This window comes from Vibrio sp. V04_P4A5T148, from assembly GCF_963875605.1.
Taxonomy (GTDB): Bacteria; Pseudomonadota; Gammaproteobacteria; order Enterobacterales; family Vibrionaceae; genus Vibrio; species Vibrio anguillarum.
Genome location: NZ_CAWNMS010000041.1, coordinates 32621 through 42691 on the forward strand (window position 1 = coordinate 32621; position 10071 = coordinate 42691).

A 10071-nucleotide genomic window follows, 5' to 3' on the forward strand; every position below is an offset into this window, starting at 1 on the left:
ATGGCAATCGAAATTAATGTACCGGATATTGGTGCGGATGAGGTTGAAGTTACTGAGATTCTTGTCAGCGTTGGCGACAAGGTTGAAGAAGAGCAATCTCTTATTACTGTAGAAGGTGATAAGGCTTCTATGGAAGTACCGGCTTCTCAAGCGGGTATTGTAAAAGAAATCAAAGTAGTCGCTGGCGATAAAGTATCGACCGGTTCACTTATCATGATTTTTGAAGCAGAAGGCGCAGCGGTCGCAGCGCCAGCAGTGGAAGCTGCACCAGTTGCGGCTCCTGCTGCCGCGGCTGTCGCTGAGCTTAAAGAAGTTCACGTGCCAGATATCGGCGGTGATGAAGTGGAAGTCACTGAAATCATGGTCGCAGTCGGCGATTCAATCGCAGAAGAGCAATCTCTACTGACGGTTGAAGGTGACAAAGCCTCAATGGAAGTACCGGCTCCATTTGCTGGTGTACTGAAAGAGATCAAAGTGGCCGCTGGCGATAAAGTATCGACAGGCTCACTGGTGATGATCTTTGAAGTGGCGGGTTCCGCTCCGGCGGCAGCCTCTGCTCAAGTGGCAGCACCTGTAGCTGCAGCACCAGCCGCTTCGGCAGCAAAAGAGATCCACGTACCGGATATCGGTGGTGATGAAGTCGAAGTGACGGAAATCATGGTGGCGGTTGGCGATACCGTGAGTGAAGAGCAGTCTCTTATCACCGTTGAAGGTGATAAAGCATCAATGGAAGTTCCTGCGCCGTTTGCTGGTGTTGTGAAAGAAATCAAAGTTGCAGCTGGCGATAAAGTGTCAACAGGCTCTCTTATCATGGTGTTTGAAGTTGCCGGTGCAGCGCCCGTTGCCGTAGCGGCCCCTGCGCAAGCAGCGGCTCCAGCCGCATCAGCGCCAAAAGCGGAAGCGGTAAAATCAGCGGTGGCAGCACCTGCCGAGTTTGAAGAGAACAATGAGTACTCTCACGCATCACCGGTTGTACGCCGTATTGCGCGTGAATTTGGTGTTAACCTAGCGAAAGTCAAAGGTTCTGGCCGTAAGAGCCGCATCCTAAAAGAAGACGTGCAAAACTACGTGAAAGAAGCGCTGAAGCGTCTTGAATCGGGTTCTGCCGCAGTGGCTTCTGGTAAAGGTGATGGCGCCGCGCTTGGCTTGCTACCTTGGCCAAAAGTGGACTTCAGCAAGTTTGGTGACACAGAAGTAAAACCGCTTTCACGTATTAAGAAGATCTCTGGTGCTAACTTGCATCGTAACTGGGTGATGATCCCACACGTTACCCAATGGGATAATGCGGATATCACCGAGCTTGAGAACTTCCGTAAAGAGCAAAATGCGATTGAAGCGAAGAACGACACTGGCATGAAGATCACCCCACTGGTGTTCATCATGAAAGCGGTAGCGAAAGCACTAGAAGCATTCCCATCGTTTAACTCTTCACTTTCTGAAGATGGCGAAAGCTTGATTCTGAAGAAGTACGTGAACGTGGGTATTGCTGTTGATACGCCAAATGGTCTTGTTGTTCCTGTCTTCAAAGATGTGAACAAAAAAGGTATTTATGAGCTATCAAGAGAGCTGGCTGAAGTATCGAAGAAAGCCCGTGCAGGTAAACTGACCGCTGCAGACATGCAAGGTGGCTGTTTCACTATCTCTAGCTTAGGTGGCATCGGCGGTACAGCGTTTACGCCTATCGTTAACGCGCCAGAAGTCGGTATCCTTGGGGTATCTAAGTCTGAGTTTAAGCCAGTGTGGAACGGTAAAGAGTTCGAACCACGCCTACAACTGCCACTATCACTGTCATACGATCACCGTGTGATTGATGGTGCGGAAGGTGCGCGTTTCATCACATTCCTAAATGGCGCGCTATCAGACATTCGTCGTCTGGTTCTGTAAGCCAAGTTTAGTGAAAGAGAGGGCGGCCGTTAAAGCCGCCCTTGTTAACACGAATAATTGAACAATTGGATTATGAAGGGTTTTTTCTTAATCGAATTGTCGTCTAGCTCACAGGCTAAATGGATTTACTTTTCACACCATTAACATCTCTGTAAACTGTTGCGGTCTGAAAATAATTCGTTTTAATTCATTTGTTTTAAGTAATTGGCTCAGTCATGGGTTTAATTCATTGGATTAAACACTAAAAACAACGAGAACATCCACTCAGCCTGTTAGGGATAATGACTACAAGAGGTCAAAATGAGCAAAGAAATCAAAGCCCAAGTCGTCGTACTTGGTGCCGGTCCTGCTGGTTACTCCGCTGCATTCCGCTGTGCAGACTTAGGTCTTGAAACAGTACTTGTTGAACGCTACAGCACCCTTGGCGGTGTGTGTTTGAACGTGGGTTGTATCCCATCAAAAGCGTTGCTGCACGTTGCAAAAGTTATCGAAGAAGCGAAAGCATTGGCCCAGCACGGTATTGTGTTTGGTGAACCACAAACGGACATCGATAAAATCCGCCTTTGGAAAGAAAAAGTTATCAACCAGTTAACGGGCGGTCTTGGCGGCATGGCGAAGATGCGCAAAGTGACTGTCGTGAACGGTTTCGGCAAATTTACTGGCCCTAACGCCATTGAAGTTGAAGGTGAAGACGGCAAAACCGTGGTTAACTTTGATAACGCCATCGTTGCAGCTGGTTCTCGTCCAATTAAACTGCCATTCATTCCTCATGAAGACCCACGCATTTGGGATTCAACGGATGCACTTGAACTGAAAGAAGTTCCTGGAAAACTGTTGATCATGGGTGGTGGTATCATCGGTCTAGAAATGGCGACGGTTTACCACTCGCTAGGTTCTAAGATTGATGTGGTTGAGATGTTTGACCAACTTATCCCAGCGGCGGATAAAGACATGGTTAAAGTCTACACCAAACGTATCAAAGACAAATTTAACCTGATGCTTGAAACCAAAGTAACCGCTGTTGAAGCAAAAGAAGATGGTATCTACGTTTCAATGGAAGGCAAAAAAGCACCAGCGCAAGCTGAGCGTTATGATGCCGTTCTTGTTGCTATCGGCCGTGTACCAAACGGTAAGCTGATGGATGCTGAAAAAGCAGGTATTGAAGTGGATGAGCGCGGCTTTATCAATGTTGATAAGCAAATGCGTACTAACGTTCCTCATATCTTCGCGATCGGTGATATCGTTGGTCAACCAATGTTGGCGCACAAAGGTGTGCATGAAGGCCACGTAGCGGCAGAAGTAATTTCTGGTAAGAAGCACTACTTCGATCCTAAAGTTATCCCTTCAATTGCGTACACTGAGCCAGAAGTGGCTTGGGTTGGTAAAACTGAAAAAGAAGCCAAAGCAGAAGGCATTAACTACGAAGTCGCGACATTCCCATGGGCAGCTTCTGGCCGTGCTATCGCTTCTGATTGTGCTGACGGTATGACTAAGCTTATCTTTGATAAAGAGACTCACCGCGTGATTGGTGGCGCTATCGTTGGTACTAACGGCGGCGAACTGCTTGGTGAAATCGGTTTGGCTATCGAGATGGGTTGTGATGCAGAAGATATCGCTTTGACGATTCATGCTCACCCAACGTTACATGAATCGGTAGGCCTTGCTGCAGAAGTATTTGAAGGCACGATTACTGATCTGCCAAACGCAAAAGCGAAGAAGAAAAAGTAACTTCAACGCTGATGCGTTAAATTGCCGGTTCATTAAATTGCTGGTTAGTTAAATAGTAAAAACCGCTGAATTCAGCGGTTTTTTTATGCTCATAATTCAGAGACTAGGAAGTTAAGCCTAGTGATCTTTTTTATAGATGCAGAGCATGCTGAGGTAGCTTTTCACGAGTACACCCATGCTGGCTTCGTCTTGTATACGATTTGCTTGTACAAACAGTGAGTAGAAGATACCAAGAAAGAGCGTAGCAAGATGTTCTGGTTCATGCCGATCGCACACTTCGCCACGTTCAATGGCTTTGATAAACATATTTTGTACCAAAAGTTGATTAGTACGGTTGGTGGAGACAAAAAGTGGCCACACTTCTTCGCGCGTTGAAGCGCTCCATTCAAACCATACTTTTAACCAGTGACAATCTTCAATCACAAGAGAAATCATCTTAGTGGTGATGTTGGTTAAGTTATCTTTTGCATGCAAATCAAGATCAATATTATCTGCGAGGAAGTTTGAAAACTGACGTACAACATGAGTGAGTACGTCGTCGACTAAATCTTCTCGGGTTGGAAAGTAGTTAAAGACAGTAGCGACTGAAACTTGGGCGATTTCAGCAATATCTGCGTGGCCACCTCGGCCTATTCCCCGTGTAGCAAACACTTCAAGGGCGATTTCCATCAGTTGAAGTTTGCGTTTTTGTGGTGATAAGCGAGTTCTGGGGCGTTTTTCTATCGATGTTTCCATGAGTTGTTAATCCTTGCCAATGACTGTTGAATTGAGCTTTTCGCTCTAATGATTATTTTGTTAGTTGCTTTAAAGCTTTATGAGTGTACTGCTGCATATGGTTGAGGTCAACGTTTCGAGTTTGTTTTTTGTGCGATCGTGTTAAATCCCATCGGATTCAACGTGTTTTATTGTATCTTTTATTGATGTGGCGTATTTGTGGTGAGCGTGTCTGCGGCAGCGTAGGAGCTTTATTTCATCATATCCAGAGTTTTGCTAATTATTTAACTATCCTGTGTGGCAGTGGTACTATACGCGCCAAGCTAGTTACGCGACGCCATCATTAAACTGCGATGATCGTAGCGTGTCGCATCACCCGAAAAGAGAACAGTATGAAACATACAGTTGAAGTGATGATTTCTGAGCAAGTGGTTCAGGAACGAATTCGTGAATTAGGCAAACAAATCACAGAGCATTACCAAGGTAGTGAAGATCTGGTGCTGGTGGGCTTGTTGCGCGGCTCATTTGTCTTCATGGCAGACTTAGCTCGCGCGATCGACTTAGTTCATCAAGTCGATTTTATGACCGCGTCAAGCTATGGCAACACGATGCAAAGCTCACGTGATGTGCGCATTCTGAAAGATCTGGATGATGACATTAAAGGTAAAGATGTGTTGCTGGTAGAAGACATTATTGATACGGGTAATACACTAAATAAAGTAAAAGAAATTTTGTCTTTACGTGAACCTAAATCCATTCACATTTGTACTTTACTGGATAAGCCTTCACGCCGTGAAGTACCTGTAGAGGTCAAGTGGATCGGTTTTGAAATCCCAGATGAATTTGTCGTGGGCGTAGGTATCGACTACGCGCAAAAATATCGTCACCTACCTTACATTGGTAAAGTTGTGCCGCAAGCGTAATTTTGCCAGCGATAATAGAATGCCCACTAAATAGTGGGCATTCTGTATTTTTAACTATCAGTTTTAACGGCAATTAATACGCTGTTATCGACACAGCAAGTTATGTTGCGCATTAAGAATTTTTTCCATCGCTTTTTGATAGGTGTCGTTGACTCGCTCACGTGAATCGCAGCGAACGCCTAAGTATTCCAAACGTCCGTCTTCAATACCGTAGACTACGCCATGCAGCTCGACATCTTGGCCGCGCTCCCATGCGTTTTGCAGTACGGTTGAGTTACCTAAATTATACACTTGCTCGGCAACGTTGATTTCGCACAATTTGTCGGCTTTATCTTGTTCTGGCATTGCATCTAAGTAGGTACGGTGTTTAAGGTATAAGTCACGCACGTGCAGTAACCAGTTGTTGATCAAGCCCAGTGGTGGGTTATCAATCGCTGCGTTGACGCCACCACAGTCATAGTGTCCGCAGATGATGATGTGCTTGACCTTCAGTACGTCAACCGCGTACTGCACCACAGAAAGGCAGTTAAGGTCAGTGTGAATCACTTGGTTTGCAACGTTGCGGTGTACAAACAGCTCACCAGAATAAAGCCCAGTTAAACGCTCGGCCGGAACTCGGCTATCAGAACAACCAATCCATAGAAAATCTGGGTCTTGCCCGCGAGCGAGTTTTGCAAAGTACTCAGGACGTTCAGCCTTAATCGATTCAGACCAACGTGAGTTATTTTCAAAAAGCTGTTTCAGTTCTGGCATCTCACTTCCCTTAAAAATAGTTCAATCGCATCAATGGTAATGCGCAAGAATAGGCCTGACTATACACAATGTTACAATTCTGTTCTCTTATAAAATGACAAAACACTCACTCATCTGACGAGTTTTCCTAGTAAAAAAATTAAACTGCTTCCATCGCTATTTGGATGGTCAACAGAGAATCAATCACATGTAAAATAATGGTTAATGATTAGAATGATGATTTGTTAGAGTGAGACAACCTATTTTGAGTATGAGGAAAAGCATTGTGTTTAGAGGCCGTTTTGCCGATATCGACCTAAAAGGTGACGTCTTTGGTGGCGTCACGACCGCGATTATTTCACTGCCACTTGCCTTGGCTTTTGGTGTGGCGTCTGGTGCGGGGGCAGAAGCAGGGCTTTGGGGAGCAATATTGGTGGGGCTGTTTGCTGCCTTGTTTGGTGGTTCATCTACATTAATTTCTGAACCTACAGGGCCAATGACGGTCATTATGACGGCTATTTTAACCAGCATGGTGGCGCGTTACCCTGAAACAGGGCTTGCAGTTAGCTTCACGGTTGTCATGATGGCAGGCGCTTTTCAGATTGTACTTGGCACTTTAAAACTCGGGAAATACATCACCTTAATGCCCTATAGCGTGATCTCTGGCTTTATGTCAGGAATTGGGGTGATTTTGATTATCCTGCAGTTGTCACCGCTGCTTGGTCAGGCGGCTCCCGCTGGGGGAGTTATGGGCACGTTAACCGCGTTGCCCGAGATCATTAGCCAGATGAAGTTCAGTGAGCTGTTTCTTGGTTTGTTAACCTTAGGCATTTTATTTTTTCTCCCGGCTCAATATCGCAAACAAGTGCCCGTTCAGTTGATTGCGTTAGTTGGGGTGACGCTTATTTCAGTACTGTTATTTGATAGCGATGAGATCCGCCGTATTGGTGTGATCCCTGCTGGCTTACCCTCTTTTGTTATCCCAACCTTTAATGCCGAGATGTTCACCACCATGGTGATTGACGCTTTAGTACTCGGTACGCTCGGCTGCATTGATACATTGCTAACCGCGGTAATTGGCGATTCTCTAACGCGTAAAGAGCATGATTCCGATAAAGAACTGCGAGGGCAAGGGCTCGCCAATATGATAGCAGGGCTATTTGGGGCGTTGCCGGGTGCAGGTGCAACCATGGGTACGGTGACCAATATTCAGGTCGGAGCGCGTTCTCCTCTGTCGGGTGTAGTTCGTGCTTTAGTATTAGCCTTAGTGGTGTTGGTGGCGGGAGGCTTAACCGAACCGATTCCAATGGCGGTATTGGCAGGGATTGCGGTGTATGTTGGTTTCAATATTCTTGATTGGAGCTTTATCCAACGCGCGCATAAAGTGAGTGTGCAGGGGATGGCCATCATGTATGGCGTGATGCTGTTAACTGTCTTTGTCGATTTGATTGTTGCGGTTGGTTTGGGCGTTTTTATCTCAAATATTTTGATCATAGAACGCTTGAGCCGCGAGCAAGCTCGCCAAGTGAAAGCCATTAGTGATGCTGATGAAAACGATGTGCCATTGACTGACAGCGAACGAGCTTTATTGGATCAAGCCAATGGTAAGGTGCTGTTTTTTTATCTCTCAGGGCCGATGATTTTTAGTGTATCTAAAGCGATCGCTCGCCAGCATAATCACATCAGTGACTATGAAGCGATGATTTTAGATCTTACTGATGTACCTATGATTGATGTGACGGTTGGGCTTGCTTTAGAAAACGCGATTAATGATGCCTTAGATGCCCACTGCGCGGTCTACTTACTTTGCCCAAATGTGCACACCAAACAGCAACTGGAAAAGTTTCATATTTTGGATCTGGTGCCAACCGAGCAGACTTTTTCGTTTCGTTATGAAGCGCTCAATGCTGCGGTTAAGCAGGTAGCCCAAAATCGTTAAGCGTTAAGGTTGTGCAAGAATGAATTACGCAGATCGCTGGATCTGCGTTTTTTATTTTATCAATTTCTAATATTGGGTTGAAAAACGCGAGCCTTAGCAGCACATTGGATAGGTTAACATCACAAAGAGTGCTCCGTGGAATGTACGCATTAGAAATAGAACAATTACGAAAAACTTACGCTGGTGGGTTTGAGGCCCTAAAAGGGGTGAGTTTACAGGTTGAAAAAGGCGATTTTTACGCACTGCTTGGGCCCAATGGAGCCGGGAAATCAACCACCATTGGCATTATCTCTTCGCTGGTCAATAAAACCTCTGGCACCGTTAAAGTGTTTGGTTTTGATATTGATAAAGATCTTGAGCTTGCCAAACAACACATTGGTTTAGTGCCGCAGGAGTTCAACTTCAACCAGTTTGAAACGGTTGAGCAAATAGTGCTGCAGCAAGCTGGGTATTACGGCGTGACGAAAGCGTTAGCGAAAGAGAGGGCAGAGAAGTACCTCTCAAAACTCGATTTGTGGGAAAAACGTAAAGAGCGTGCGCGTAATCTTTCTGGTGGTATGAAACGCCGTTTGATGATTGCTCGAGCCTTAATGCATGAACCTAAGTTACTGATTTTAGATGAACCAACCGCAGGGGTCGATATTGAACTGCGCCGTTCGATGTGGGAGTTCTTAACCGAAATTAACGCGCAAGGGATCACCATTATCTTAACCACGCACTATTTAGAAGAAGCGGAGATGCTGTGCCGCAATATCGGCATTATTAACCGAGGTGAGCTTATTGAAAATACCTCGATGAAGGATTTGCTGGCCAAATTACAGCTCGAAACCTTTATTCTAGATATCGCAGAGAATTCTCCGCCAGCGCCACAACTCAGTGGTGTGATCTCGCAAACCATGCTCAACGGTTCGTTACAAATTGAGTTGGAGAAAACGAAAGGGCTAAATTCAGTCTTTTCACAGTTAACAGAACAGGGAATTACGGTGCTTTCGATGCGCAACAAAGCGAACCGCCTTGAAGAGCTGTTTGTCAGTATTGTTCAACAGCAAAGCCGAGGATAATCATGATGTATCGTTTATATTGGACGGCTTTTTGCAGTTTGCTGACTAAAGAAATCAACCGTTTTACGCGTATTTGGGTGCAAACCTTAGTACCGCCAGCCATCACCATGACGCTCTATTTCATTATTTTTGGCAACCTAATTGGCTCGCGTATTGGCCAGATGAACGGCTTTAGCTATATGGAATATATTGTCCCGGGCTTAATCATGATGTCGGTGATCACTAACTCATACTCGAACGTCGCCTCTTCTTTCTTTAGTGCGAAGTTTCAGAAAAACATCGAAGAGTTGTTAGTTGCGCCTGTCCCTAACTACGTCATTATCGCCGGATTTGTGATGGGCGGGGTAGTGCGTGGCTTGCTGGTGGGCACGATAGTGACCCTTGTGTCGCTGTTCTTTGTTGATCTCAAGGTCGATCATTGGGGGATTATTGCGGCGACGGTTTTTCTCACCTCTGTTGTGTTCGCTTTAGGCGGCATGATTAACGCCATTTTTGCTAAAACCTTTGATGACATTTCGATTATTCCTACCTTTGTATTGACCCCATTAACCTACTTGGGTGGGGTATTTTATTCGATCAGCCTATTGCCTGACTTTTGGCAAGCGGTATCGAAAATCAACCCAATCGTCTACATGGTTAATGCCTTCCGTTACGGTTTTCTTGGTGTGTCGGATGTGGGAATTGTTACCTCGTTCAGTGTGCTTGGTATTTTTGTAGTGGCCCTGTATGGGGTTGCGCATTATCTGGTTTCGCGTGGTATTGGGTTAAGGACTTAATAGAGCCTCCCCCTTTTAGGGGGAGGCTAGGAGGGGGTTCACCCCACCCTAACCCTGTCTCTTGATCACAAGTCTGGTGAATCAAGAGACTTAGCCAGTTCATACCCTTCAAGGATGGTTTGTAACCTAAACCATCCTTGCCATAATGTCTTTATAGAAGCACGACCCGTTCGCTTTGTATTCTTCCAACCCCCTAATCGAGCAATACCTCTGTAAGCCCATGATATGTCCGGAGCTTCCTTCGGTAGCCCTTTTCTTTCTAGCTTTAGCCACATTAGCTTCCATGCTTTGCCTTTTAATATCGGCTCACAACT

The 10071-nt window shown here is 45.6% G+C and carries 9 protein-coding genes; 6 read left to right on the forward strand and 3 right to left on the reverse strand.

The genetic code is table 11. From position 1 onward, the window contains the following. Together aceF and lpdA are read left to right on the forward strand one after the other, a co-directional pair. Window positions 1-1884, forward strand: a complete 1884-nt coding sequence (gene aceF / locus AACT18_RS08865; RefSeq protein WP_088731724.1) for a pyruvate dehydrogenase complex dihydrolipoyllysine-residue acetyltransferase — start codon at window positions 1-3, stop codon at window positions 1882-1884. A 300-nt stretch (window positions 1885-2184) separates the two neighbouring features. Then, entirely contained in the window at window positions 2185-3612 is a 1428-nt protein-coding gene (gene lpdA, locus AACT18_RS08870) for a dihydrolipoyl dehydrogenase (protein ID WP_013857673.1), read from the forward strand. A gap of 117 nt (window positions 3613-3729) precedes the next feature. Here lpdA and AACT18_RS08875 read toward each other — a convergent pair whose 3' ends face one another. Next, the gene (locus AACT18_RS08875; RefSeq protein WP_013857672.1) at window positions 3730-4347 is read right to left on the reverse strand and encodes a LuxR/HapR/OpaR family quorum-sensing transcriptional regulator; all 618 of its coding nucleotides are present in this window, start codon (window positions 4345-4347) and stop codon (window positions 3730-3732) included. Between the two features lie 371 nt (window positions 4348-4718). Between AACT18_RS08875 and hpt the strand changes: the two genes are divergently transcribed. Continuing rightward, complete coding sequence (gene hpt, locus AACT18_RS08880) at window positions 4719-5249, forward strand: hypoxanthine phosphoribosyltransferase (RefSeq protein ID WP_010319544.1); 531 nt, start codon at window positions 4719-4721, stop codon at window positions 5247-5249. Between the two features lie 84 nt (window positions 5250-5333). Here hpt and can read toward each other — a convergent pair whose 3' ends face one another. After that, the gene (gene can / locus AACT18_RS08885; RefSeq protein WP_013857670.1) at window positions 5334-6002 is read right to left on the reverse strand and encodes a carbonate dehydratase; all 669 of its coding nucleotides are present in this window, start codon (window positions 6000-6002) and stop codon (window positions 5334-5336) included. Window positions 6003-6252: 250 nt separating this feature from the next. Between can and AACT18_RS08890 the strand changes: the two genes are divergently transcribed. From AACT18_RS08890 to AACT18_RS08900, 3 genes are all read left to right on the forward strand, one after another. Continuing rightward, window positions 6253-7920, forward strand: coding sequence for a SulP family inorganic anion transporter (locus AACT18_RS08890; RefSeq protein WP_094124037.1), 1668 nt, complete (start codon window positions 6253-6255; stop codon window positions 7918-7920). A 140-nt stretch (window positions 7921-8060) separates the two neighbouring features. Next, window positions 8061-8981 (forward strand): ABC transporter ATP-binding protein, encoded by a 921-nt coding sequence (locus tag AACT18_RS08895; protein ID WP_026027559.1) that lies wholly within the window; start codon window positions 8061-8063, stop codon window positions 8979-8981. Window positions 8982-8986: 5 nt separating this feature from the next. Then, entirely contained in the window at window positions 8987-9757 is a 771-nt protein-coding gene (locus AACT18_RS08900; protein WP_010319547.1) for an ABC transporter permease, read from the forward strand. Between the two features lie 65 nt (window positions 9758-9822). Here AACT18_RS08900 and AACT18_RS08905 read toward each other — a convergent pair. Next, the coding region (locus AACT18_RS08905) for an IS4 family transposase (RefSeq protein ID WP_303396196.1) at window positions 9823-10071 on the reverse strand (249 nt) is incomplete at its 5' end.

What these genes read in the sequence shown, in the direction of transcription:
- aceF (WP_088731724.1), top strand. Translation starts at nt 1, where the DNA reads ATGGCAATCGAAATTAATGTACCGGATATTGGTGCGGATGAGGTTGAA.
- lpdA (WP_013857673.1), top strand. Translation starts at nt 2,185, where the DNA reads ATGAGCAAAGAAATCAAAGCCCAAGTCGTCGTACTTGGTGCCGGTCCT.
- AACT18_RS08875 (WP_013857672.1), bottom strand. Translation starts at nt 4,347, where the DNA reads ATGGAAACATCGATAGAAAAACGCCCCAGAACTCGCTTATCACCACAA.
- hpt (WP_010319544.1), top strand. Translation starts at nt 4,719, where the DNA reads ATGAAACATACAGTTGAAGTGATGATTTCTGAGCAAGTGGTTCAGGAA.
- can (WP_013857670.1), bottom strand. Translation starts at nt 6,002, where the DNA reads ATGCCAGAACTGAAACAGCTTTTTGAAAATAACTCACGTTGGTCTGAA.
- AACT18_RS08890 (WP_094124037.1), top strand. Translation starts at nt 6,253, where the DNA reads ATGAGGAAAAGCATTGTGTTTAGAGGCCGTTTTGCCGATATCGACCTA.
- AACT18_RS08895 (WP_026027559.1), top strand. Translation starts at nt 8,061, where the DNA reads ATGTACGCATTAGAAATAGAACAATTACGAAAAACTTACGCTGGTGGG.
- AACT18_RS08900 (WP_010319547.1), top strand. Translation starts at nt 8,987, where the DNA reads ATGTATCGTTTATATTGGACGGCTTTTTGCAGTTTGCTGACTAAAGAA.